Source organism: Prevotella sp. oral taxon 313 (assembly GCF_003043935.1).
In the GTDB taxonomy this organism is placed as follows: Bacteria; Bacteroidota; Bacteroidia; order Bacteroidales; family Bacteroidaceae; genus Prevotella; species Prevotella jejuni.
On record NZ_PYXE01000001.1, the window covers coordinates 1,925,688 to 1,950,996 of the forward strand.

General features: G+C 43.5%; 20 protein-coding genes and 2 pseudogenes. 4 read left to right on the forward strand and 18 right to left on the reverse strand.

From position 1 onward, the window contains the following. The first annotated feature begins 78 nt into the window (after positions 1-78). Positions 79-1,383, forward strand: coding sequence for a phosphoribosylaminoimidazolecarboxamide formyltransferase (locus AXF23_RS07540; RefSeq protein WP_107624876.1), 1,305 nt, complete (start codon positions 79-81; stop codon positions 1,381-1,383). Between the two features lie 11 nt (positions 1,384-1,394). Further along, on the forward strand, positions 1,395-1,580 hold the full coding sequence (locus AXF23_RS07545) for a hypothetical protein (RefSeq protein WP_089365513.1): 186 nt from the start codon (positions 1,395-1,397) through the stop codon (positions 1,578-1,580). 85 nt (positions 1,581-1,665) lie between these two features. Here AXF23_RS07545 and AXF23_RS07550 read toward each other — a convergent pair whose 3' ends face one another. The 5 genes from AXF23_RS07550 to hpt form a co-directional block, all read right to left on the reverse strand. Next, positions 1,666-2,757, reverse strand: coding sequence for a hypothetical protein (locus AXF23_RS07550; RefSeq protein ID WP_233251258.1), 1,092 nt, complete (start codon positions 2,755-2,757; stop codon positions 1,666-1,668). Positions 2,758-3,045: 288 nt separating this feature from the next. Beyond that, the gene (pgeF, locus tag AXF23_RS07555; RefSeq protein ID WP_107624878.1) at positions 3,046-3,825 is read right to left on the reverse strand and encodes a peptidoglycan editing factor PgeF; all 780 of its coding nucleotides are present in this window, start codon (positions 3,823-3,825) and stop codon (positions 3,046-3,048) included. After that, a complete protein-coding gene (gene obgE / locus AXF23_RS07560; RefSeq protein WP_009012221.1) occupies positions 3,818-4,990 on the reverse strand; it encodes a GTPase ObgE in 1,173 nt (390 codons plus the stop codon). The genes pgeF and obgE overlap by 8 nt, the downstream gene beginning before the upstream one ends. A gap of 153 nt (positions 4,991-5,143) precedes the next feature. Further along, positions 5,144-5,716, reverse strand: a complete 573-nt coding sequence (locus AXF23_RS07565; protein WP_107624879.1) for an adenylate kinase — start codon at positions 5,714-5,716, stop codon at positions 5,144-5,146. Further along, the gene (gene hpt, locus AXF23_RS07570; RefSeq protein ID WP_009012219.1) at positions 5,716-6,255 is read right to left on the reverse strand and encodes a hypoxanthine phosphoribosyltransferase; all 540 of its coding nucleotides are present in this window, start codon (positions 6,253-6,255) and stop codon (positions 5,716-5,718) included. Before hpt ends, AXF23_RS07565 begins: the two co-directional genes overlap by 1 nt. An 81-nt stretch (positions 6,256-6,336) precedes the next feature. Between hpt and AXF23_RS07575 the strand changes: the two genes are divergently transcribed. Further along, the gene (locus tag AXF23_RS07575; protein ID WP_107624880.1) at positions 6,337-7,854 is read left to right on the forward strand and encodes an NAD(P)H-hydrate dehydratase; all 1,518 of its coding nucleotides are present in this window, start codon (positions 6,337-6,339) and stop codon (positions 7,852-7,854) included. Positions 7,855-7,998: 144 nt separating this feature from the next. Here AXF23_RS07575 and AXF23_RS07580 read toward each other — a convergent pair whose 3' ends face one another. Next, positions 7,999-9,012, reverse strand: coding sequence for a class II fructose-bisphosphate aldolase (locus AXF23_RS07580; RefSeq protein ID WP_107624881.1), 1,014 nt, complete (start codon positions 9,010-9,012; stop codon positions 7,999-8,001). A 203-nt stretch (positions 9,013-9,215) separates the two neighbouring features. Then, positions 9,216-9,926 (reverse strand): annotated as a pseudogene (locus tag AXF23_RS07585) (MIP/aquaporin family protein); the annotation flags it as partial. Positions 9,927-10,179: 253 nt separating this feature from the next. Between AXF23_RS07585 and AXF23_RS07590 the strand changes: the two are divergent. Further along, a complete protein-coding gene (locus AXF23_RS07590; RefSeq protein ID WP_107624883.1) occupies positions 10,180-10,995 on the forward strand; it encodes a Cof-type HAD-IIB family hydrolase in 816 nt (271 codons plus the stop codon). Between the two features lie 250 nt (positions 10,996-11,245). Here the strand turns inward: AXF23_RS07590 and AXF23_RS07595 are convergent, their stop codons facing one another. The 11 genes and pseudogenes from AXF23_RS07595 to AXF23_RS07645 all read right to left on the reverse strand — a co-directional run bounded on the left by AXF23_RS07595 (position 11,246) and on the right by AXF23_RS07645 (position 25,287). Next, positions 11,246-13,063, reverse strand: coding sequence for a MutS-related protein (locus tag AXF23_RS07595; RefSeq protein ID WP_107624884.1), 1,818 nt, complete (start codon positions 13,061-13,063; stop codon positions 11,246-11,248). 30 nt (positions 13,064-13,093) lie between these two features. Beyond that, entirely contained in the window at positions 13,094-14,416 is a 1,323-nt protein-coding gene (locus tag AXF23_RS07600; protein ID WP_107625826.1) for a thioredoxin family protein, read from the reverse strand. A gap of 28 nt (positions 14,417-14,444) precedes the next feature. Beyond that, complete coding sequence (locus tag AXF23_RS07605; RefSeq protein ID WP_107624885.1) at positions 14,445-15,110, reverse strand: T9SS type A sorting domain-containing protein; 666 nt, start codon at positions 15,108-15,110, stop codon at positions 14,445-14,447. A 43-nt stretch (positions 15,111-15,153) separates the two neighbouring features. Next, positions 15,154-15,942 carry an Omp28 family outer membrane lipoprotein gene (locus AXF23_RS07610; protein WP_107625827.1) on the reverse strand — a complete coding sequence of 263 codons (789 nt, stop codon included), beginning with the start codon at positions 15,940-15,942 and terminating at the stop codon, positions 15,154-15,156. 5 nt (positions 15,943-15,947) lie between these two features. Then, positions 15,948-17,575: pseudogene (locus AXF23_RS07615) on the reverse strand (DUF6029 family protein). A 4-nt stretch (positions 17,576-17,579) separates the two neighbouring features. Continuing rightward, complete coding sequence (locus AXF23_RS07620) at positions 17,580-18,071, reverse strand: TlpA family protein disulfide reductase (RefSeq protein ID WP_107624886.1); 492 nt, start codon at positions 18,069-18,071, stop codon at positions 17,580-17,582. Between the two features lie 2,053 nt (positions 18,072-20,124). Continuing rightward, the gene (locus AXF23_RS07625; RefSeq protein ID WP_107624887.1) at positions 20,125-20,991 is read right to left on the reverse strand and encodes a hypothetical protein; all 867 of its coding nucleotides are present in this window, start codon (positions 20,989-20,991) and stop codon (positions 20,125-20,127) included. Positions 20,992-21,014: 23 nt separating this feature from the next. Beyond that, entirely contained in the window at positions 21,015-22,985 is a 1,971-nt protein-coding gene (locus AXF23_RS07630) for a TonB-dependent receptor plug domain-containing protein (RefSeq protein ID WP_107624888.1), read from the reverse strand. A 75-nt stretch (positions 22,986-23,060) separates the two neighbouring features. Beyond that, complete coding sequence (locus AXF23_RS07635) at positions 23,061-23,855, reverse strand: HmuY family protein (protein WP_107624889.1); 795 nt, start codon at positions 23,853-23,855, stop codon at positions 23,061-23,063. A 14-nt stretch (positions 23,856-23,869) separates the two neighbouring features. Continuing rightward, positions 23,870-24,811: a calycin-like domain-containing protein gene (locus AXF23_RS07640; RefSeq protein WP_107624890.1), complete on the reverse strand. Its 942-nt coding sequence runs from the start codon at positions 24,809-24,811 to the stop codon at positions 23,870-23,872. Then, a complete protein-coding gene (locus tag AXF23_RS07645; RefSeq protein WP_107624891.1) occupies positions 24,808-25,287 on the reverse strand; it encodes a hypothetical protein in 480 nt (159 codons plus the stop codon). The genes AXF23_RS07640 and AXF23_RS07645 overlap by 4 nt, the downstream gene beginning before the upstream one ends. Positions 25,288-25,309: the final 22 nt, after the last annotated feature.

The following is a 25,309-nucleotide window of genomic DNA, read 5'->3' on the forward strand; positions in this document are numbered from 1 at the left end:
AGGTAGCCGAGGGTGTATAGTCAATGACAAGACAGCCCTCTATGCTCCAAAGATTAATTTTTATCGAGTGTAAAAGTAATGATTTCTTTCAAAAGAAACAAACCTGAAGGACTAATTTACTTAAAAACAACGACCGTAACAACGTATTCCATTATTTTTCCTTACCTTTGCATAACCATTTACATATACCACATAAGTTATATGAAAGAATTAGCTCTTAAGTACGGATGCAATCCGAACCAGAAGCCTTCACGTATCTATATGGAGGAAGGCGAACTCCCCATCACAGTTCTCAGTGGTCGTCCAGGCTACATTAACTTTCTTGATGCACTCAACAGTTGGCAGCTTGTTAAGGAGCTGAAGGCTGCTACGGGTCTTCCTGCAGCCGCATCATTCAAGCATGTCAGCCCAGCTGGCGCTGCAGTAGGTCTTCCTTTGAGTGAGACACTCAAGAAGATTTACTTTGTCGACGACGTTGACTTCGAGCTTACACCGCTTGCCAGTGCCTATGCACGTGCTCGTGGAGCCGACCGTATGTGCTCATACGGTGACTTCTGTGCCCTTAGTGACACCTGCGACAAGGAGACTGCGCTACTTATCAAACGTGAGGTTAGCGACGGTGTGATAGCCCCTGACTATACTCCGGAGGCTTTAGAGATTCTAAAGGCGAAGCGTAAGGGGACATACAATGTTATCAAGATAGACCCTGACTATGTACCTGCTCCTATTGAGAGGAAGCAAGTCTTTGGTATTACCTTTGAACAAGGGCGCAACGAAGTGAAGCTTGATGACCCCAAACTCTTCGAGAACATTCCTACAAAGAACAAGACTTTCACTGCGAATGCCAAGCGAGATCTTATCATATCGTTGATTACTTTGAAATATACTCAGAGTAATTCGGTTTGTTATGTGGCTGATGGACAAGCTATAGGGATTGGGGCTGGACAGCAGAGTCGCATCCACTGCACCCGCTTAGCTGGTAATAAGGCTGATGAATGGTGGCTACGTCAGTGCCCAAAGGTTATGAATCTCCCATTCAAGAAGGATATTCGCCGTGCCGATAGGGACAATACTATCAACATCTACATCTCTGACGAGTATGAAGACGTGCTGCAAGATGGCGTATGGCAACAGTTCTTTACAGAATGTCCAGAGCCTCTGACACGTGAAGAGCGTAAGGAGTGGATTGCCAAAAACACTGGTGTTGCACTTGGTTCTGACGCATTCTTCCCATTTGGCGACAATATTGAGCGTGCGCATAAGAGTGGTGTAGAGTATATAGCACAGGCCGGAGGGAGTATTCGTGACGACCATGTCATCGACACATGTGATAAGTATAACATCGCAATGGCCTTTACGGGCGTTCGTTTATTCCATCATTAAAGAGATTAAATATGAGCGATATAGATGAAATCATCGAGAGTGGAGTGGTCTTTCGAGGTGCCTCGAAACCCAAGACCGATGATGGCAAGGTGAAAACCAAAGCCAAGAAAAAGAAGTATATAACTGGTGCTCATGGCTCTGGCAGTGCTAAGCAGAAGGCGAAATACCGTCAGCAACGTGCCAACCGACACAAGTAAATAAATCAACAAACGCCCTCGTTTGTCCGTCCCTATCGAAAGGAGCTGGAGAAATGAGGGCGTTTGCTTTTGGTTTTATAACTGTTTATTCATATCCATCACCAAAGTCTTCACCAGGATACTTCCTTAATAAGCTGGAAAAACGAGGATTATAATGAGACAACATAGCCGAATGGAAGTTTGTTGCCATCGTTATATCAGAGTCATACTCATGGTCTTTCTTTTTTGAAGACAAGGCAAGTGTTGCGTCAATAAAGTTGTAGGCCCACTGGTTATTATAAGCCATTACTGCCTCAAATAAGTATTTGTTACGAGGCAGCATACTACTATCATCTTTCTTTATTTCATAGTCTCGGATGCGAATCAGCAAAGGGACGAAATCTTGACAAGCCCAAACCGTAACAGCCAACAAAGCATTATCGGTTTCATCATCTTCCCTATCAACATCTTCATTCTCATTATCATAATGTGATAAAGCATCCAATAAGATAGATTTATCCTCCTCTCTACGATAGGAAGCTAAAGCTTTCAATGCCTGATAGGTTCGTTCTTTAAGAACGATCTCCTTTACCCTTGAGTAATAGCTTTCCTTCGGTGGAAGTCTCAATAAAAGTTTCTTTGTATATTGATATTTGGACAATCCGGGTGTATAGAGCGCTAAAGAGTCATTACGCAAAGAATCTTCCTTACTAATGACCGTCTTTTCTCTGCATGACTGAACATTACGTAAGAACACACTACCAGCATATTCCTCTTCTATAACATCATCTGACCGCACATAAATCTTCGTCGTATCTGTATAATTCGAGAGTAATATTTCCTCTAAGTGTGCATACTTTCGACGTATCAAAGCATCTGTAGCTGCAAGTCGAACACCCACAGAATAGCTCCTATTAGTAAGTTCGCAAAGTTCTTTCGTAGTACATAATGAATCTAATAAAGACTGCACCACAGGAAAAGCTCTTGGTCCTTTGCATGTTTTAATATAAGTCGTATCAATACCATCCAACAGACTATCCACATTCAGATAATACTGTCTACCGTTAGTATTTTGCATTTCATTGTATGCTCCAGTTCTATTCAACAGGAAGAGAACCTTCGCTATCTGCTCCTGTCGCTTGTCTGTACAAGCCACCAACAGCATACATATTGATAGGAAAAACAGGATTTTCTTCATACGATACAACAAATATCTCGGTACGGAATAAACGTCTCCTTAGACAGCAAAGATACTAAATTATTCACAAAGACATGCCTTTCAATCGCATTTCTTCACCTTATTATATCCCGACCTGAACGCTCAACACCACTTACACAAACACCCTTCTCGAATTCTTTTCATGATAAAAAATATTTTTCTTCACGACAAGAAAGATTTATTTTCACGACAAGAAAGATTTATTTTCACGACAAGAAAGATTTATTTACATGACAATAAATATGTGACAACACGTCATGTGGAAATTTATCGCAGGGCTATACCAGTGTAAATAGTGCCAAATCCCTCCTTTAGAATACGTGCTGAGAAGAAATCTGAAGCATTATCATAGGTGCAGATAGCCGTTTGAAGGATGTTAGCAGTTGGTACACCGAGTTCTTCTAATTGAAGTTGATTACAGAGCGGAAGGTCGATATGCCATTTCTCATACATCCGTGCAATACGTTCCATAGGGAAGCCTGCTTCAGAAAAGGCGTCATATACCTCCTGACCAACCTCAAAGTTCTTTAATGAGATGCATGGTCCTACAACCGCCTTAAGCTCCTTTGGGTTGGTACCGTACAGTTCTGTCATCTTACGAAGTGTATGTTGAGCGATACGTTGCACCGTGCCACGCCAACCAGCATGGGCTGCCCCAATAGCAGAGTGAACGGGGTCGTAAAAAAGAATAGGAACGCAATCGGCCGTATGAACACCAATGCAAACGTTACGACAATCAGTAACGACAGCATCTTTCCCTTCTTCCCTCTCATACTGTTCAGCGGCTGAAAGATGGAAGAAATCATCCGTCACGGTAAGACAGTGCGTCTCATGTATCTGATGAAGACGGACAATCTTATCTGCTTTGACACCAATCTCTGCAGCTACAGCCTGCAGGTTTTCAGCTACAGCAGATGGGTCATCCCCCCGATGAGGGTTGATATTCAGTGTTGCAAGTTTCCCCTTGCTAACACCGCCATGGCGGGTAGTGCTAAAGCAGACTACCTCGTCGGCAAGATTAAAGTAATGTAGAACAGGCTTAATCATCCGTATATTCAAAATCTTCGAGGTCTTCCACCTCATCTAACTCGTCTATTCCAACCTCTTCAACATCATCTATATCAGCATCCTCAGCCGCTAACTCGGCTGCAAAACGTGACATATCCTTATCACGATGGACAAGTGTGTCTTCTGAGAGAATACCCTGTAGCTTATTACTCTCAGCGTTCAGTTCCCTCCATAGAATATCCTTCAGCTCATCAAGACCTTGTCCGGTAACAGCTGAAATGAAGACTACAGGAAGGTCGGTTGGCAATGTCTCGCGCAGCATCTCAATGAGTTCATCATCAAGAAGGTCGCTCTTTGTTACCGCTAAAACACGGTGCTTGTCGAGCATCTCAGGATTAAACTGCTGCAACTCATTAAGTAGTATCTCATACTCGCGCTTGATGTCGTCTGTATCCCCTGGTACCATAAAGAGGAGAAGGGAGTTACGTTCGATATGACGGAGGAAGCGCAAGCCGAGTCCCTTACCTTCGCTTGCCCCTTCAATGATACCTGGAATATCGGCCATCACGAAGCTCTGATTGTCACGATAGCTGACAATGCCTAACGAAGGTTCCATTGTTGTGAAGGGATAGTTGGCTATCTTGGGCTTTGCACTTGAGAGAGAAGAAAGCAAAGTAGACTTACCTGCATTCGGGAAACCCACCAGACCGACATCAGCCAGCAACTTCAACTCAAGAATAACAGTCATCTCCTGCATTGGTTCACCTGGTTGTGCATAGCGGGGAGCCTGATTTGTGGATGTACGGAACTGAAAGTTACCCAATCCACCACGTCCACCTTTCAACAGCAATACCGTCTGTCCGTCGTGCATAACATCACAGACATACTTGCCCGTCTCGGCATCGTAGACAACAGTACCACATGGAACGTCGATATAAACATCCTTACCATCCGTACCATGACACTTGTCACGGCCCCCATTACCACCATGTTCAGCATAAATATGACGCTGAAACTTCAAGTGCAACAGCGTCCAATAATTGTGGTTACCACGCAGATAAACGCTCCCACCTTTGCCACCATCGCCACCATCTGGGCCTCCATTAGGGTTATACTTCACATGACGAAGGTGCATGGAACCTCTACCTCCCTTACCAGAGCGGCAGTATATCTTTACATAATCAACAAAATTCGAATCAGCCATAGCAAGTGATGAATGTTAGAGAATAGTATGAATAATCGTTTATATCAACTGACCCTTTGTTATTTAAGGTCTAATTAGCAAAAAGCTGATAGGCTTTAGGAAAAGACAATACATATAGTATCTGCCCATACCTAACACCTATCAGCCAGTATATTAAAGTTCTTCAATAACAGACGCAATACGTGCGAAGATCTCATCTACAGTTCCGAGACCTTCCACATGATGGTGGATATTCTCACCCTTGTACCAGTCGATTAATGGAGAAGTCTGATTGTGATACACGTTAAGACGCTTCTTAATTGTCTCCTCGTTATCGTCTGAACGGCCACTCTGCTGTCCACGGAGAAGTAGACGCTTCATCAACTCGTCCTCTGGAACAAATAGTTCAATCATTGCTGCTACGTTGTGACCACGCTCAGCCAGCATCTTCTTCAATGCTTCTGCTTGTGGGATAGTGCGTGGGAAACCATCGAAGATAACTCCCTTATGCTCTTTACCAAAGCTATCATAGACGCTTGCAAGGATGTCTATCATCAACTCGTCTGGAATGAGCTGACCATTGTCAATGTAGCCTTTTGCCGTTTTACCGAGTTCTGTACCATTCTTTATCTCATTACGAAGTACGTCACCTGTAGAGATATGACCGAACCCATACTTCTCAATCATCCTGTCGCTCTGAGTGCCTTTACCTGCACCTGGCGCACCGAAAATCACAATATTCTTCATTATTCTTGTACTAATGTGTATATATCCCTTAAGTTACGACCCTCTTGATCGTAGTCGAGTCCATAGCCAACGATAAAGTCGTTTGGTATTTCAATAGCTGCATACTCTATGTTCAAAGGTACTGTAAGCTTACCTGGCTTCAATAGTAAGGTTGTAATATGTAGTCCTGCTGGCTCACGTGTACCAAGTGTCTCGAGCATACGCTTCATCGTTGCACCTGTATCAACAATATCTTCTACAATGATGACCTCCCTGCCACGGATGTCTTCATTCAAACCGATAATCTCCTTGATAGTGCCTGTTGAAGTAACACCTTGATAAGAGGCTAACTTGACAAAAGATATTTCACATGGGATAGTGATATTCTTCATCAAGTCAGAGGCATACATAAAAGAACCATTCAACACGGCAAGGAACAATGGTTTCTTACCTTCAAAATCCTTATTAATACGCTCTGCTACCTGTTTCACCCTATCCAGAATCTCCGCTTCTGGTATAGATGTCTCAAACGTTTTATCCTTAATTGTTACGCGACTCATGCTTCTTTATTTATAATTTAGCGCAAAATTACGAAAATAATACCAAACTATCCGCATTTATTTTGTAAATTTGCCATCGTTATGAAGATATTTACAAGTGCCCAGATTCACGAACTGGACAGATACACTATAGAGCATGAACCAATCAAGTCGATTGACTTGATGGAACGTGCGGCCAAGGCTATTACTCGTGCTATCACTGAGGAATGGTCTACAAACACGCCAATTGTTGTCTTTGCAGGCCCTGGCAACAATGGTGGGGACGCTCTTGCTGTGGCCAGATTACTGATAAATGAAGGGTATAAGGTAAGTACATACCTCTTTAATATCACCAATCATCTATCGGAAGACTGCGTAACAAACCGTCAGCGACTGCTTGATGGTAAGCATGCAAAGGACTTTACGGAGATTACAGCAAAGTTTGATCCACCAGAGCTGACCGCTGACACTTTGGTTATTGACGGTCTCTTCGGATCTGGACTCAACAAGCCTTTGGCTGGAGGATTTGCTTCTTTGGTGAAATATATCAATCAGAGTCCTGCAAAGATTGTAAGTATTGATGTGCCATCAGGCCTGATGTCTGAAGACAACACTTATAATGTACGTGCCAATATCATCCATGCTACACTCACGCTGACCCTCCACGAGCGGAAACTCTCCTTCCTTTTTGCTGATGCACAGCAGTTTATTGGTAGACTGAAAGTACTTGACATTCGTTTAAGTCAGGAGTTTATTCAGAAGACAGAAGCACAGTATTATGTATTAGAAGAGAGCGACATTCGTTCACGTCTTATCCATCGAGACGATTTCTCACACAAGGGAGACATGGGGAATGCGCTTATCATAGCTGGTAGTTATGGTATGTCGGGGGCAGCAATATTGTCTGCTCGTGCTTGTCTACGCTGTGGTGTGGGCAAGACCACCGTACATACACCCAAGAAGAACTACGACATCATGCAGATTGCAGTCCCTGAAGCAGTCTTACAGATGGACCACGAGGAGACAGCCTTTACCGAAGCCGTTGATACAGATGACTTTGATGCATTAGCCATAGGACCCGGCTTGGGCAGACAAGAGCCTACAGCGATTGCGATGATAGCACAGATAAGACGTGCGCAATGCCCTATTGTTGCAGATGCGGATGCTTTGAACATCCTTGCAAGCCATCGTGCATGGATGCAACAACTACCAAAAGGAATCATAATGACACCTCATGCGAGGGAACTCGACCGTCTGACAGGCTCCCCTGCCAATGCTGATTACGAGCGACTCCACCGTACACGTGAGTTGGCAAAGTCGTTACAAGCCTACATTATACTTAAAGGACATAACAGTGCACTATGCCTTCCTAATGGCAACGTTATCTTCAACTCTACTGGTAATAGTGGTATGGCAACAGCTGGAAGTGGTGATGTACTCACCGGCATCATCACTGCCCTCCTTGCACGTGGCTATCATCAACAGAACGCTTGTATGGTGGGAATGTACTTACACGGCCTTGCTGGCGACTTAGCCGCTAAAGACTTAGGTAAGGAGAGCCTTGTTGCAAGTGATATCATCAACTATCTTCCTAAGGCCTTTAAGCTCTTAGATGATTAGCTAATCACCCACCCGTAGCCTATTATAATAAGGTATCAGCCTACAAGACATCGTCTCGTAGAAAACGAAATAACCAAAAAGCGGCAGCTCCAAAAGGAACTGCCGCTTATTTTTGTATCTAATCAAACTGATCTCAACTGACGATTAGTCGCAGTTAACGAGCTTGTTATCAGAACCAAGAACATCAGTGATCTTGTGCTTGTAAAGGTCCTCCATGTACTCACGAGCCTTACCACAGTACTGACGTGGATCGAAGTACTCAGGATGTTCATCAAATGTTTGACGAACGCCAGCAGTAAAGGCAAGACGAGAGTCAGAGTCGATGTTAATCTTACATACAGCACTCTTAGCAGCCTGACGGAGCTGATCCTCTGGGATACCTACAGCGTTTGGCAACTTACCACCGTGCTCGTTGATGATGTCAACATACTCCTGAGGAACAGAAGAAGAACCGTGGAGAACGATTGGGAAGCCTGGGAGCTGCTTCTCGATAGCTGCGAGAACGTCGAAAGCCAATGGAGGAGGAATCAAACGGCCAGTCTTTGGGTCACGTGTACACTGCTCTGGAGTGAACTTGTAAGCACCATGAGAAGTACCGATTGAGATAGCCAAAGAGTCACAACCAGTGCGAGTAGCGAAGTCAACAACCTCTTCTGGCTTTGTATAGTGAGATACCTCAGCAACAACGTCATCCTCAACACCAGCGAGAACACCGAGCTCAGCCTCAACAGTTACATCATACTGATGTGCATATTCAACAACCTTCTTTGTCAAAGCAATATTCTCCTCGTATGGAAGAGCAGAACCATCAATCATCACAGAAGAGAAGCCGAAATCTACACAAGACTTACATGTCTCGAAGCTATCACCGTGGTCAAGGTGAAGTACAATCTCTGGATGATGGCAACCCAACTCCTTTGCATACTCTACAGCACCCTCTGCGAGGTAACGAAGTAGAGTCTGGTTAGCATACTTACGAGCACCCTTAGATACCTGAAGGATAACAGGTGACTTCAACTCAGAAGATGCTTTGATAATAGCCTGAAGCTGCTCAAGGTTATTAAAGTTGAATGCTGGGATAGCATAACCGCCTTTGATGGCTCTCTTGAACATCTCACGTGTGTTCACGAGACCTAATTTCTTGTAATCTACTACCATAATTTCTATTATGCTTAAAAAATTAAAATTAATAAGTCTATACCTATTTTGTATTTGCAAAAGTACGGTTTTATTTTCTCATAACCAAGACATCACACATATTTAATAGCCTTTAAGTGTTAAAATCCCTAACAATTGCTCGTTGCCTCAAGATTATAGATTAATAGGCTTATTAGAACCGTCTGTCTAATAAGCCTATTCTATTACTTCTCTGATGAGTCGAGAACTCGCCAAATGACTGACGCTATTGCACCGCCAACAAACGGTCCGACGATGAATATCCATAGGTTACTCCATGCTGTGGAAGGACCTCCTACGAGCTTAACAAACAAAGCTGGACCAAATGAACGTGCTGGGTTGACTGATGTTCCTGTATAACGAATACATACAAGGTGTACGAGGATGAGCGACAAACCTATTGCTAATCCTGCAAACTTACCTGTTGTTCCATTGGTCTTTGACGTTGTACCCAACACTACAAGTACGAATACGCATGTAAAGATAATCTCTGCAAGTAGACCACTTACGACACTTATCCCTTCTTGCAACCCATTTGCGCCTAAGCCTGCACCTGCGGCTGCAAAGCTACTACCGGCATTCGTGACAAGAAGGAACAGTAGTGCTGCACCTATCAAACCGCCAATAAACTGGAAAAGCATGTACATCACGCAGTCTTTCGCACTCATTCGACCACTAAGGAAGACACCGAGTGTAATCGCTGGATTGATATGACAACCAGAGATACCCCCTATCGTGTAAGCCATCGCGACTACAGAAAGACCAAACGCCATGGCTGTTCCAACCACAGCTGCTTGATTGTTAACAGGGTCACAACCCAAAGATACAGCTGCGCCACAGCCCATGAGGACCAATACCATTGTACCGATCATCTCAGCTAAATACTTCTTCAGAACTCTCTTCGATTTTAATTACTATTTATTTATCCTGACTTTAATGTCTTTAGAATGGTTAATTCGCTGTATAAACGCTTTCGCCTACGATATATTATATTGGTCGTCTACTTTTTGAAAGTTTTTGTTTTATATCAAGAGAAACACGGCCTTTACTTCATAAAAAGCCGTACCTTTGCAAAGAGATTCGTGCGTCTCGATAAGATTTAGATGTTTTCCACAACCGAAAATACAAAGAATAAAGTATTAAAGCAATATGAAGTATAAGATGATAGTGCTCGACTTGGATGGCACACTGACCAACAATAAAAAAATCATAACCCCTCACACCCTGCAAGCCCTCATGCTGGCACAGGCTGCTGGAGTGCATGTTGTACTGGCATCTGGCCGCCCCACATACGGTATCGTCCCTTTGGCGGAGGAGTTAAAACTGAAAGAAAACAACGGTTATATCCTCGCTTTCAATGGAGGAAAGATTATCGACTGCACCAACAACAAAGTTCTTTTTGAACAGAAGCTGGACGAGCAGCTTGTTCCTCTGCTCTATCAGGAAGCGAGAAAAGCTAATATGGAAATCCTAACCTACCAAGGGGAGGGTATTGCGGCTACCAACAAAGACGATAAATACGTACAACACGAGGCATTCATCAATAAGATGCCCGTCATGCAATACGATGATTTCCTTCATCAGTTGGTCTATCCTATCAACAAATGTCTCATTGTTGGCGACCCTACCCCACTCCATGAGTTAGAATTAAGATTGTCTAAAGAGTTGGAGGGGAGGATGGATGTCTATCGTTCGGCCGACTTTTTCCTTGAGTGTGTACCGCTCGGCATCGATAAAGCCCGCTCTCTCGACCGCCTCATCTCATCGCTCGGTATTAGCCGCGAGGAGGTTATCGCCTGCGGTGACGGGTATAACGACCTTAGTATGATACGCTTCGCAGGACTCGGTGTAGCGATGGCGAACGCTGCAGAAGACATACAGAAAGAGGCCGACTTCGTCACCTTATCGAATGAAGAAGATGGTGTGGCACATGTCATCGAACGCTTTATTCTTCCAACTGAGTAGGCGAATTAAATTAGTTAACATCACTAAGACTGAATTATGTTCATGAAAAGAAATATTTTTCTTCATGAACATAAATATTTTTTATCGTGAAAAGAAATATTTCCCTTCATGAAAAGAATTCGAGAACAAGCTAAAGTCGACCAGTCTTTATAGTCGATTTAGCTTATTATTTACCCTTATTAAACACGCTGAAAACGATAGGATAGCCGTTCACCAACTATCTTATCCTGCCCTCAACTTACTCGACTATTCAAAAGACATTGGGCTTTAAGATTCCTTTCAGCAAGTATGTAGCATTCTGATTACGAGCTACTCCCTTGGTAATCTTATACGAATAGGTGATGTCCTCACCTAATTCTATCTCAAAACAATAGTTATGAAAACGTCCCTCATACTCATTCTCCATCTTTGAAAGCTCAAGGTCGTGCGTGGCAATGACGCCTGTCACATTGCGTTCTGCGATGTATTGTAAGAAAAGACGAGACCCATTCAACTTGTCGAGGGAGTTTGTTCCCTTCAATATCTCGTCCAAAATAATCAGACTTGGTACATCATCACGCAACGAGCCTAACAACTTCTTCAAACGAAGCAACTCCGCATTGAAATAAGAAATACCGTGGGTAAGGTCGTCTGTGGTGCGCATGCTCGTGAAAAGATGGAACACTGAGACCTTCAACTCGTCTGCAAAGACGGGCAAGCCATTCATCGCTAAGAGGTAATTAATACCTAATGAACGAAGGAAAGTACTCTTTCCTGCCATATTCGCACCCGTGACGATGTAGTACTCATGGTCGTGAATAGTGAAGTCGTTTGCCACAGCCTTCTCACCAAGGAAGGGATGGTAAAGACCCTTCGCTTCGTAGACAACCTTATTCTCCTCGCTGATTTCGGCCTTTACTGCTCTATCTTCATTCAGTCGATAGTTACCCATTGACACCAAAGCATCAAAGAGATTAAGACCGTCAATCCATTCTTTTGTGCGTTGCTCATACGTGTGTTGCCAACGAAGGAACAGTCTTACAATCGCAAGATCAATCAAGGCAAAGCTATTAAAGATGAATACCCCGACCTCATTACTTCTGTTATCTATCTTTTGTAAGATAAGTTCTAACTGCTCAAAGGAGGCCTCTGCACCCGAAAGCTGTGCTTTCAACGCTTGGAGTTCAGCCGACTTAAACTCAGTCGTGTTAATCAACTTCAATACTTGCAGGTAACCATCTACCTGTGCGTGTACCTTTGCTATCAGTTCAGAAATGACACGCATGTGCTTGTGTCCACAAAGGAAAGCGAACATAAAGTTGAACATTCCCCACCATAGAGGGAGTAAGGAGGGAGCTAAACCCATAATGGAAAGCACGATACTCACGTAGAACCCGAGTAAATCGGCATAACAGAAATAACGCAAGAGAGGGTTGTGGAAAATCTTTGGAAAAGTCTGCTGATGAATAGCCGTCAGTGCTTTCAACACTTCTGCTGTATTAATTCGCTCTTTAACGCCCAAAGACTTGAAGGTAGACAAGAATGTTTCGTCTTGTCCTAACTCGTCAATAGCGTCCATCCTCATGCGTATCTGTCCGATAAGCTGCTCCCTTTTCGTATGTCCCCACTCAGTAGACAGACAGGCAGCCAACTGGTCGCTACCACCAGTAGAGATGGTGCGGTTCATCCTTTGGAACAGTGATCCTACACCGAAGACATCCATATCAAAGGTGTAAGGATGTTGCGGATTAACATACTGTTCGCCAGCTTCAAAGCCTGAAAAATTGCCATGCTGGTAGTCTATCTCGTTCTGATAGACCCCCAGCAGTGCCTCTCCGTGCTTTATCTTTCGGTCGTTCAATACATCACGACGACGGATATAAAGATAGAAACACAAGGCGGCTACGGCACAGAGGAGTGTCCAAGCCGCATCAGCCAATAGCGTGTAGAGAACTACAAAACCAATGGCTACTAAAAAGGAACCGATTTCTGTCAAGATAAAAAACCGACTACGACTACGAAGAGAGACGAGTTGAGCGTTCGTTTCTTCCGCTTTATGCTGATACAAATCAGTTAAGTCTTTATTCATGCTTACACCTATATAATATTAAAGGAAACTTTATTTTGTCACCACCTCTTTGCTCACTCGCCCATCACTGTACCTCACGATGTTAATACCCCTTTGTGGAGTCGTGATGCGTCGACCGTCAAGTGTGTAGCGTCCTACCACTACTTCGCTACGAGTACCATCTGAAACAGAAGAGATGGCAGTGGCCTTTGGTTCAGAGATAACACACTTAGCAGCATTCTCAACATGCCCCGTTTGTGTGTTAATCAGTAGGACACAGACACGAAGATTCTCTTTCTTTTGTATGACTTTCTTACTATTAATATTCTTAAAGACATACGTGTGACTCTGTGTTTCATCTGCCTTGATTGGAGATTTAAGGTGACCTGTTCGAGCAGACATTACTCCATCTGCAGCAATAGCTACAAAGTTGTTATCAAGATTATAAATAGTTCCAGGCGCATTGACAAAATAATCGAGTTCATCTGATATGCCATAAAACTCCGTACGACCATTATAATAGTTAGCTTGTTTCCAATTGTGGCTTGACATTCCATCCTCTGTCAACACGTAAGCGAAGCCATAAGGAGCTTCTTCTCGGTTCAGTCGGAAGGTTACTTTAGGAGTCACTGTGATATTATTCTTCTCCTTGTCCCACATTGCTGACACTTCCAAATCCATATAAGCACCTTTTGATCGTTCCGTTTCAAACTCTGTTTGTGCTATATAAGACCCAAGTGGTACATCTCTATTCATAGTCAATGAAGGCCGATTCCTGTATTCTGCAGCTTTCCAAGCATAGTCCTCACAGTTTAATGGCTCATAACCACGCCCCGTATGAATAGCAATACCAATGAAATCATCACCATACTTATGTGCAAGATTCTCCATTAATGCTATACCACGTGGACAGTATTGGCACCACATTCCAGTGTACTCTTCGACAACAACTCTCCTATGAGGCACCTTAGTAACAGTTACTCTCGGAAGCGAAGCATAGTTGATTGTAGCATTATTCCGCTCTCCATTTACTTTCGTAATCGTGAAAATAAGATCATCTTCACCTAACTCCGTATATGGTGGGACATCAACTTCTATCGTAGTATCATCATAACGATTCAACGCTTGGGGCAGAACATAGTGCTTAGATTCTATTTCTTGCCCATTAAAAGAAAGTGTATAGTCGAAGTTTCGGACAATAGTTCTACCGTAATTGGAAACTGTCATCTTTCCCTTTACAGTCTTTGCTGAGAGAGGAACATATACCTTCTGCCCTGCTGCAGCAATAAGACTATGGTCTTGTGCCTTAACGTTTACCGCATAACAGATGACCGCAAGAAACGTTAGAAACTGTATATAAAACTTACTTAACATGTCAATTTGTGGTAAAAAAGGTATATGTTTAACGAACAACATATTTCTTTGTAGAGGCAACTCCCTTCTTCTTTACAATGTAAATACCCTTAGGGAGATTTGATAAAGACGTAATTTGCTTATATAACAACATACCCTGAGTATTGAAAACATCGTAATTAAGTCCTTTCTGTGACGCTACCGAAGCAATACCTGCTGCATTAGCATCAAACTTAATAGTAATAGATGGCCCCTCTATCTGCTGTTCAGATTTAGACTCTTTAGTAGTAAGCTTCAGTGTAATTGAGCCCTTCTCGCTATGCTCGTAAGTGTGTTCTATCGCAATAGACTCCCTCTCCGAGCCTGCCAACAGCGGTTGACTTCCTATCTCAGTACTGTTATCTTCTTCCAAAGGAGTACATCCGCCGAGTGCACAAACCGTCACATTGCCCCCATCAATGCTGCTAATTCTACTGTAAAGGGTTACTGTCAGGTCCTTATCCGACGTATTCTTAATATACACCTCACCTGCTATTTCCTTCCATCCAGGTGGGAACATGGCATCTTTCACAGCGTTTAATACCACCGTTGTACCGTTCGGAATAACCTTACCTTGCGCATCCACGAAGGCAACATCATTGTTACTTGTCTGTGCTTGAGCACTAACTAAAAGACTGGTCAGCAGTCCGATTAATACGAGTAAGCGTAATTTCATATTGTTCAATTTATATTTATCTACTTAATTGATGATGATTTATTTACGAGAGCGAAACCTTCTGGCGCACAGCCTGCAGTACTCCGCTATCGTTATAGACGAATCCTACGATCCACGCATTGCCTGGTACAACATCTTCTGGGAGTGTGTACGATGTATGCTCCACGTGCGTTCGCATTGAAGAGAGCGTTAACTCCGTTCCCCACTCCCCATTGATAGCAGCACGGAACACGTGGTTATGCACATACTCCTTATCCATCTTATTGTTTGGAAAGAGCTGTGGAGCCACGACACTATCCTCTACTAACCAAAGCTGAAGCCTTCCCTTCACATCATCGGACAATGTTTTTAAGTTGGTTTCAATCTTCACTTGACGTGTAGCAGCGTCATAGTGACATTGAAGGGCTATATTGATTGTAGTCGTTTGAGCGAACTCTTCGTAGATACGCCCAGCCCAAGTATCTTTCTGTAGGACGCCTCCACGACGATTGATAATGGCTTTCGGCACATTAGGAACTGCCCAATACTTGTAATAAACATCCCCTGCATCAGTGCGCAAGCCCTTAACTCCACCCATACTCTTTATTGCGAGCGGTCCAGCATGTATGCCCACGGCTATCAATCTGTCTGCTCCATAAAGTTTTTGCAGCTCTTCTATCGTCTGAGAAGCTGCCGGACAGAAGATACAACGCTGCCCTGTAAAGTCCTCTATGAGTACATTTCGCTGAACAGTTGCAGGTGGAATCTCTATCAATCGTTCGTCAGAACCAACTGAATCACAGCCTGTCAAGAGTGCAACAGCAGCCAAGATAAGTATATAAAAACGTCTCATTTCCATCAAAAGTTATAATTATAAGAGAGTGTCAAACCCTTTGTTGCAGGGATATAACGGCATACTCCACCCGAACAATTAAAGCCCGCACGTGTTCGACCATAGCCTAATTGCAGTCGATGTGCCCCGCCGCTATAGGTTACATAGCCTTGGTAGTAATGCACATGACTGTTACCTGCATTGTAGAGATCGCTCACAGTGACCATCCAATGCGGTGCGAACGATAGTTCTCCCAGCCCGAATAGCCAGTCTTTATCGCCCTCTTTTGATGCAAGATACTGCCCTTCGACACGCAAGATGGCGTTCGTTCCGAGTTTCTGTTTGACATCTGCGACGAAGATATGCGTGTTTAACATTCCTCCATGCCCTTCTAACAAGGTCTGATTGTACCGTTGATACATATACATCAGGTTTAACTTCGTTGCTTTAGAGAGTCGCTTCTCCAACTGCACATCAATATCTTGATAATAGGTAGCGTCCCCCATGCCCAAAACGGGCTACCATAACCCTCTGTACCCATCTCTCCTGCACCCTTCTTAAGCACTGAATGGACATGAGAGAAGTTCACTTTCGTTGTTGTTCCATACTTTCCTCCCATCCATGAGCCCTTTGGAAAGGTGTAAGCTGCCGTTGCTTGATAAGCCCACTCACCCTCGGGGCGTGTAGCGTAAGGGTAGAGTGCTGCCAAGGTATAGGTATGCTCCACCGTGAAAGGCGGTAGATGATTGATGAAAGAGGAGATACCTTCCATCCCTCTACGGCTTCGGAAGCCCATATTCGTACTGCGTTTTGCTTGCAACAATAGGCTCATTCCACGCTTAGAATAGGACCCAGAGAGCATTGCCACATAGCCATTACGATAGATGTAACCATTATCATGCGAAGGATCCTGCGTCTTCATTGCCATTTCTGCCAATACATTGAAGCCGTGATGTTGCACTCGTAGACGTAAATCGAACGCATTGACATAACGAGGAAGGCGCAACCGATGGGTCGGGTCGACCATCACCACCTCGTCTCTCTCGTATTTATTAAGGTAGGAACCACCCAACATTATATAGGTATTATGCTCTTGAAGCGACTTAAACGACTCTTCCATGTTCCATTCCACATCCGCTCCTGTCATCCAACTCTTATTGTGGTGCCAGTAACGACGCTGTCTACCCGTGAGCAACTTGACCGCAACTCCCGCACAAGGGAGATAGTTCAAGCGTGCACCTTGCAATGAGTTATCAATTCCAAGACTGCGTTCTTCATACGAACGGAGGATGAAACCAGAGCCAAACTGCTCATAGAAGCTACCCAAAGTAAGCTCCGCATTCTTATAACGACCCTTCAAGTAGGCGTAAGGAACGCCCCAACCCTTAAAGTCGCTCTCGTATCCTGGAAGCGGATGGGGCATATATTCCAACCTTGCACCAGCCTCAAAGTATCTGTTTGAAAGCCTCAAGTCGAGATAAGTATTCGTTCGGAAACGACTGCCTGTAGCCTCTGCGCCTGTCGCACTGTCCTTTTGTGCCAACAGCATATCACTCTGAAGACTTCCAGAAAGGTGTAATTTGTCGGACTCTTGTGCATAAATCGATGCACTACTCAGGCTTATGAGCAGTCCTATCATCATCCATCTTTTCATAAAATCACTTTCCTGCTACCTCTTTCACCTTCTTATATAGCTCCATCTCAGCGCCATCTGTGTAGCCATTATGCTTATAAACAATCCTGCCCTGACCATCAAGTAAGATCGTATAAGGCACAGACTGAATACCTAACGAGCGTCGGAACTCACCATTAGGGTCGAGTAATACATCATAACGCCAGCCATTCTGGTCGACCATCGGCTTCACTTTATTGACGTTTTGAGCCTGATCAATAGATACAGCAACGATTCGCACACCTGTTTCTTGGCGCCAATCGTCATAAAGCTCATCAATGCTTTTCAACTCACGGTCGCATGGCTTGCACCAAGTAGCAAAGAAGGTAATAACAAGAGGATTGCCATTATTAGAGATAGTGTCGGTTTGTACGGTCCTTCCTTCTATGTCTTTGAGTATCACTTTGGGCAGTCGCTCTTGTGCAGACAACGCAAAGCTCACCAACAACAAACAAAGGGATAGAAATAACTTATTCATTGTTTTTAATTATATTGGTGCTACAAAAATACGAAAAAAAAGCGATATAGCAAAGAAGAAACAGGCAAAGACAAACAACATTATACGTCTTGACCGATTTTAGACTTGTCCGTCATGTGAATTATGCTCACTTATCTCATTCGCTCGGGGTGGTTTTCTGCTATAATAATGATGTTGCTTGAGAGCGATAGGGAGTATTATCTCTCACGAAGGACATTTCTTTCTCTCACGAAGAACATTTCTTTCTCTCACGAAGGACACTTCTTTCTCTCACTAAGGATATTTCTTTCTCTCACAGAACTCACAGATCTGACAGAACTTTTTTGCGCACTGTTTCGAACTCACAGAAGGCCTCCGGCATACAGAATTCACAGAACGTTACTGCCAAAGATGGGTGTAAGGTTCTGTGAAATCGGTTGACTTAATGTCTCTGTGGAATGCTGTGTGTTCTGTTCTTCTGTGTTTTTCTGTGAGAGAAAGAACAATTGCGAGACTCGCTGGGGAGTTTTTTCTCTCACAGAACTCACAGATCTAACAGAACCTTTTGCGCACAGTTTCGAACTCAAAAGATAGTGGCCCCTCCCCCAACCCCTCCCCCGCAGGGAGGGGCGTAGTATGTGAGGTTACCCCTACTGGCCTGCTGACACGAGGTGTGAGTAAGCATTTCTTTCACGCTGGGGAGTTTTTTCTCTCACAGAACTCACAGATCTAACAGAACCTTTTGCGCACAGTTTCGAGCCCACAGAAGGCCTCCGGCATACAGAGTTCACAGAACCTTTCAGCTATTATCATTACTAATAAGGGACATAACGAAGCCTACATCCTCTCCATAGGGGTATCTCGGTGATCACGCCCCTTCCCTTCGGGGGAGGGGAAGGGGGAGGGGCCAACTGGTAGTTAGTATGTGAGGTTACCCCTACAAGACTGCCATTAAGGGACATAACGAAGCCTACATCCTTTTTATAGGGGTATCTCGGTGATTACGCCCCTCCCTTTTGGGGAGGGGAAGGGGGAGGGGCCTCTTCCTCACATGGGTATCTCGGTGATTACGCCCCTTCCCTTCGGGGGAGGAGAAGAGGGAGGGGCCAACTGGTAGTTAGTATGTGAGGTTACCCCTACTGGCCTGCTGACACGAGGTGTGAGTAAGCATTTCTCTCACGCTGGGGAGTTTTTTCTCTCACAGAGCGCACAGAGTTCACGGAGCTTTTTGGCGCACAGTTTCGAGCCCACAGAAGGCCTTCGGCATACAGAGAACACAGAGCGTTACTGCTAAAATCGCTTGTAAAGTCTGTGATAGCTTGTGCCTGAATGGACCTCTATGGGAACTTGATTCTGTAAGAGGAAATGTCCTTCACGACAAGAGGGAATCACTGAGAGACACCAACAAAGGTAATAGGAAAGAAAGAGGGAAGGCTAAACAAATTAGTAGAAATTATAAAACTATTTCATTAACAATCCCTTCTTAATTTGGAGAAAAGGCTTGACTCGATGCAAGAAAAGGCCCTTCTTCATACAAGAACATGCTCTTCTTGCCTCAAGAAGACGCCCTTCTTGAACGAAGAAAGGGCTTCTCTTTAACGCTACTTATAACATTCTGATTTCTTGCAGGTTACAAACTCAATTATAGAACACATCATACTCCTATATCGAGGACACTTAGTTTGAATGCTTGTAACGATTTTTTACCGTATTGTCAATTCCTCCAAAGTGGGAAGAAGATTGTTTGAGCCTATACTCATAACGATGAACAGAACTTATACAGATTGTTTGAGACTATCCTCAAAACGATGGATAGGACTTGTACAGATTGTTTGTAATCGACATCAAAACAATAGAAAGGACTTATATGAAACGTTTTTCATAGTAGAATACTAATGGGTATCGCCCGCTATCAATGGCTTAGTAGCCTTTTAGTGCGGCTGAAAGAAACAAAAAAAATTACTTGTCAGCAACCTCGCTATTGCCAACAAGTAATCTATACTGTATATATCATATTTCTTGAGAATAGGCAACACGATTACACATCGCCTACAGTAGTCCTCGTTATCACTTATTATCCACGCTTCTTCTTAGCACCTTTCATCCACATATAAACTATCAAGATGATGAAAGCAGCTAAGATGCAAAGTAGTTGAACACTGTATTCTTGTGGATGAACCCAGAACTCCTTGAAGAAATTAATACGTCCGAGAATCTCAATAGGAGTCCAAAAAACAATCACCGTTGCCACTGACATACGGATATTAGCACCCCATGAAGCGATGTGGAGCTGCTTCTTGAACATGAACAACGAACCGATAAAGCAACTAAAACCTATGAGATAAGTCACGGGATGATGGTCGCCAAGGAAGTTCTTATCGTAACAGAACATCAATAAAAGATAAGAAGCCCATAGAATCATATTGACTTCCATAAACGTGACAATAGACGTGTGGCGGGTCATCGGTTGAAAGGCTATCTCGTTCTTACGCTTTCCAAACAGTCGTTTCTGTATCCATGTTATAAAGTCACAACCATTACGTGTACTGAAGATGTACATCGTCATCATCATCATCCAGAACCCGAATGACGCAGGAAGTATCAGATATTCTGGCTTAGTAACGACCTGTCCGTGTTCAATCTCTGGTGGTACGCCATAGCGATTGGCGTAATATTGGAAGAGGAACTCTACCCATCCGGTCCAGAAAAGCAACCCTCCGATAAGTCCCCACAGTGTTTGACGAGTATCACCTTTAACAAATACACCAATGATAACGATGACCAATCCCACAAAACCCATGGCAAAGCCTGCATAATGCACAGCTTCTGGTGCCATGTTCTTATCCATCATAATCATAAGAGCATGACCTAAAGGCATCGTGAACAACACTAAAATAAACGAGGCGATGGCTCGCCAGAAGTAGATCTTATCCTTTTCCATAAATTAATTAAAGCTTTCAGTGCTTAAAAGAGTTTGTCCACATCGACCGACATCCCTATCATTAGGTTTGTTCCATCAGTCAATGGGCAGTTCAAATAATAATATTCTGGTTTATAATTAAAGATGTTATCGAGTAAAACACTTACCTTCACAGCCTTGCTGATACGCTGTACTAAGGATAGTTTGAAGAGTGCGTATGCTGGGTAATGGATATTCTTTATACCCTTAGAGATGTCATAGTAATCGACAAACTCTTCATTGTCGACTGCAGAGAGGAAGCGTCCATCGAGTCCGATGTTCGTTCCATAGTTCTTCGTCCACTGATGGTCCCAATCGACATGACCTGTCATTGAGTGTTTGCGAGCAGGTATATACTGGTTGTTAACAGCGTTGTTATTCTTGTCCTTAGGCAGACGCTCATTGGTATAAGCATAACTTAAACGGGCGGTAAGACCATTCGTCCAACGCGCTTGTGCCGTTGCTTCTCCCCCACTTACCGTATAGTTATTTAGGTTAAGATAAGGAAGATGAGGCATAACGTCCGATGGGTTCTTATAGTAAGGAGCACCCGTTGCTATCTTATTATCAATCTTGTTGCAATAAGCACTTACTGTAAAGTTATAGTGACCCTTTGTGTAATCAACCGAGGCATTGAAGTTCTGGCTCACTTCTGGCCGTAAAGAAGGGTTGCCTTCGACCACCCATATACCCGACATATCAAAGTTGTAGTACTTTTCTTTTAGTGTTGGTGCACGGAAGCCCATGCCATAACTGAGTCGAACATTTAGGTTTCTTATTGGTTGATAACGTGCACTTACCTTCGGAGTCAGTCTTGAAATGCGTCCATCAGAGAAGTAGTCGTAACGCAGCGCACCTACTATTTCCCAATACTTATTGATGTTCCAGTCGTATTGAGCAAATGCATCGAAGGAGTCTTGCTTACGTACTCTACCCTCTAAATTCGTATTGAAGAGGTAATCATGCATATAGTCTGCACCCACAGAGAGGACATTCTCGTTTTCAAACGTGTGCGTATAAAGTAGTCGAAGACTGTTCTGTACATTTGAATAGTCACGGATGTCCAGTCGAGTAATGCGCTGATAGTCTGACTTATCATACTGGTCGAAAGCATAAGAGAGGTCTACACTGTTGAAGAGGTCGGGTGTCCATGTTCCACGAAGGCCGCCTGTAAAGTCACGATAACGCTCTGGTACCTCCTCTGTACGTACCAACTGACGATAGAAATAACCAGCACGTCCTGTCAAGCGTAGCTTCTCATTCAGTGTATAAGTTAGCTGTTCCTTAAAGTTCCAGACGGCATCACCATAGATAGTAGATACGACGCGCGTAATAGGATTAGGTCCGTTGTGCACATTAAAGTTGTTGGAACTATTCCTGTTGACCGTCAGCAAGTTATTCCACTTGCCCCTTGCGTATTGCCAAGACAGTCCATAGCGTTGCTCATGATGGCGACCAAAACGCATGTTAAGGTTGAGTGCGCATGGATTGGGCTTTTTCTTTGTGATGATATTGATAACTCCACCAGCGGCATTAGAGCCATAGAGCGCTGATGCAGCACCTTTCACAATCTCGATATGGTCAACATTTTCCATACCAATACGGGTGAAGTCGACATCATCCATCGTCTCTCCAGCAAGGCGTTCACCGTCAACAAGTATCAACATACTCTGTCCACCAAAGCCAGAGAAGTTCATGTGTACCTGCTGATTCATGGCGTATGAGAACTCAACACCTGGTATTATCTGCTGTAAGACATCACGTAGATTGGTGGCATCTGTCTTCATTATGTCATTAGCAGTGATGAGTTTCGTCAACACAGGGGTATTGGCAAGCAATTTTGGGGTACGTGTTCCCGTCACTACTACTTGGTCTAACTCTATCGTCTGGGGGATAGAGTCATTGGGAACATCAGCCGACATACCTTCAAAGGTGAGGCTGAGTAGGACTGACAATATAATGGTCTTTCGCATCATAGCCAATAACAAATATTAATGAAGCCCCTTTCTTTTCCTCGAATAAAGCATAACGAAAGGGGTTGCATGTCTAATTTAATATGGGTACTTATAGTTAATAGTCAACCAGCACTTGGTCCCATCGGTACCAATATAGTTCTGTAACTGCAAGGCAGCATACTTTCCATTCTTCAGACGAACGATGAATACATGCTTGTTCATCGTGAAGGCTGGTGGCATTGGGGGTATATCGATTTTCAACCAAGACGATAGTACCTTATTAATACGTATTCCCTGGCATCCAATCAGGCTCATAAGCATCTGCGACTGGTCCTCCCAAACCTCGTTCTCTGTCCATTCATCTTCTTGGAATGATGCTCCTAAGAAATAGGAACTATTCTTTGGAAGCTCATTCAAAGAGGTATACTTCGTTTCAAGTACGGCCCCACCGTTCGTCCTTACATTGTTACGATGAAAGGCAATGCTCCACGACTGTGGTTCAGGCTGCGAATCAGTAGCAGTAAAGCCACGCTTTTCATTTACCGAGATACCTTTCCCGAAGACATCAAACCAGTAAGTGTACATACCCGTTTTCCCATCACCACTACCCGACGACAGACTTGTAGGGATGGCATAATGCGTGAAGTGCGTCTGTGCCTTGAGCAGTCCTGCCGTGTCTTTACGCTCGATATACATCTGTAAAGAGTCAAAGTCTATATAATACCAGTCCTTCCAACTGGCGGCATTAACAAGGAGTTGACCCTCTGTAGTTACACTTGATGAAGCAGAAGCCTCATCATATATATCATCAAAAATGCCATTGCAGGCTGTTACCAACATCATAATGGCACAGCCTGCAAGGATAGAAATAGGGCGAAATACTCTGTGCATGAGCGTATAACGTTTTACTTAGCCTTCTTACCAGTATATGTTGCTGAGATTGGGAGTGGCATATGTGTAAGCTTATAGCTATTTGTAATTGTCAAAGTCCCATTCTCATCAAGTTTTACAATAATCTTACTTGGTGACTCGAAAGCATAGTCTTTATTAAGACTCATCAAACCTCCTTCAGACTTAAGATAAACCTTGAGATCATCACTGCTATAATCACGACTAAAACTATTGGTTGCCTTATCGTAAGCAAGGTTCTTTACGGTGTATGTTCCTATTGTCAAGTTTCCTACCATAGGAACTCCAGTGTACTTCTCTTCTGATGTTGTCACATTGATAGAGCCATCTTCATTAGCAGTAACCTTATACCCAACCGTTGGAGATATGTATGAACCAGGCATTTCACCAATCTTCAAAGAGGTTGTACCAGTATAGTTTCCTGCCACCTTAGATGCTGCTGAAGCCTCAGCATAATGCCAAGTAATTTCAGTACCACCCATGAGTGATGGGATTGAAATCTTTATTTCTGTCATCGAACCACTCATTGTTGCATCATATTCCTCCACTGCACCGCCTGCTCTTGGGTTAGCAATCTTCATCTTACCAGTACCGTTAATGGCGTGATTAGCCATGGTTATCACGAAAGAACCAGTACCCCACTGAGTGTCAGAGAACTCTGCATGGAACTTACCACCGTCCTGCAACACCTTAATCTTAGCACCAGTGTCAAAACGAGCATTGTTGAGTACTCTGTTCTTTACAGTCAAATAGCCTGCAAACTCGTGTATCAACTTTGGCTGTGAAGGTGTCTCACTTGGCAAGAACTCAATCTTTGAAATATCTGATGCGTTATAAGTTACAACGCTACCATCAGTTTTTGTTACCTTTAATGACTGTGCCTGTACTGCGAGTGCACTCAAGAAAGATACGATTACTAAAGTAAAGATCTTTTTCATTTACGTATGAATTTAAATGTCTTAGATAATGATTTAACTACAAAAACGCCTGTTTGTCCGTCGAGAGGAATCTCAACAGTACCGCTTTGGCTTACGGTGGAACGACCTACCAACTGTCCATTAATGGTGTAAACAGCTACTTGGCTACCTGCTTTCAGGCCTTCTCCCTTCAAGGAGTTACCAAAAGAAAAGACTGCATTGTTGCTCTCTGCATTAAGAGACTCGATGCTTGTTGGCTGATCTTCGAAGGCAAAAGCACGGAAATCTGTCAGAGGATACTCTATTGTTTGGCTTCCAGCAGTCAAAACCATGGCAGTGGAAGTGAAGGTAACAGTAGGCTTATCAGACAGAGCAAAGTAAGTGTTATTGCCATCTTTGTCACTTACTTTCACATGGTTAGCCGCAGAGACAGGGATAGAAGTCATCGAAGCTAACAGCACAACAGCAAGTGTAAGAAATAAATTTTTAATTCTCATGTTACTGATTCAGTTTATATTA

Bases quoted from the DNA above. Each gene is read 5' to 3' on its own strand.
- AXF23_RS07575 (WP_107624880.1), top strand. From the start codon at position 6,337: ATGAAGATATTTACAAGTGCCCAGATTCACGAACTGGACAGATACACT.
- hpt (WP_009012219.1), bottom strand. From the start codon at position 6,255: ATGAGTCGCGTAACAATTAAGGATAAAACGTTTGAGACATCTATACCA.
- AXF23_RS07605 (WP_107624885.1), bottom strand. From the start codon at position 15,110: ATGAAATTACGCTTACTCGTATTAATCGGACTGCTGACCAGTCTTTTA.
- AXF23_RS07630 (WP_107624888.1), bottom strand. From the start codon at position 22,985: ATGATGCGAAAGACCATTATATTGTCAGTCCTACTCAGCCTCACCTTT.
- AXF23_RS07645 (WP_107624891.1), bottom strand. From the start codon at position 25,287: ATGAGAATTAAAAATTTATTTCTTACACTTGCTGTTGTGCTGTTAGCT.
- AXF23_RS07565 (WP_107624879.1), bottom strand. From the start codon at position 5,716: ATGAAGAATATTGTGATTTTCGGTGCGCCAGGTGCAGGTAAAGGCACT.
- AXF23_RS07620 (WP_107624886.1), bottom strand. From the start codon at position 18,071: ATGAATAAGTTATTTCTATCCCTTTGTTTGTTGTTGGTGAGCTTTGCG.
- pgeF (WP_107624878.1), bottom strand. From the start codon at position 3,825: ATGATTAAGCCTGTTCTACATTACTTTAATCTTGCCGACGAGGTAGTC.
- AXF23_RS07635 (WP_107624889.1), bottom strand. From the start codon at position 23,855: ATGCACAGAGTATTTCGCCCTATTTCTATCCTTGCAGGCTGTGCCATT.
- AXF23_RS07590 (WP_107624883.1), top strand. From the start codon at position 10,180: ATGAAGTATAAGATGATAGTGCTCGACTTGGATGGCACACTGACCAAC.
- AXF23_RS07595 (WP_107624884.1), bottom strand. From the start codon at position 13,063: ATGAATAAAGACTTAACTGATTTGTATCAGCATAAAGCGGAAGAAACG.
- AXF23_RS07600 (WP_107625826.1), bottom strand. From the start codon at position 14,416: ATGTTAAGTAAGTTTTATATACAGTTTCTAACGTTTCTTGCGGTCATC.
- AXF23_RS07580 (WP_107624881.1), bottom strand. From the start codon at position 9,012: ATGGTAGTAGATTACAAGAAATTAGGTCTCGTGAACACACGTGAGATG.
- AXF23_RS07610 (WP_107625827.1), bottom strand. From the start codon at position 15,942: ATGAGACGTTTTTATATACTTATCTTGGCTGCTGTTGCACTCTTGACA.
- AXF23_RS07545 (WP_089365513.1), top strand. From the start codon at position 1,395: ATGAGCGATATAGATGAAATCATCGAGAGTGGAGTGGTCTTTCGAGGT.
- AXF23_RS07540 (WP_107624876.1), top strand. From the start codon at position 79: ATGATTTCTTTCAAAAGAAACAAACCTGAAGGACTAATTTACTTAAAA.
- AXF23_RS07625 (WP_107624887.1), bottom strand. From the start codon at position 20,991: ATGGAAAAGGATAAGATCTACTTCTGGCGAGCCATCGCCTCGTTTATT.
- obgE (WP_009012221.1), bottom strand. From the start codon at position 4,990: ATGGCTGATTCGAATTTTGTTGATTATGTAAAGATATACTGCCGCTCT.
- AXF23_RS07640 (WP_107624890.1), bottom strand. From the start codon at position 24,811: ATGAAAAAGATCTTTACTTTAGTAATCGTATCTTTCTTGAGTGCACTC.
- AXF23_RS07550 (WP_233251258.1), bottom strand. From the start codon at position 2,757: ATGAAGAAAATCCTGTTTTTCCTATCAATATGTATGCTGTTGGTGGCT.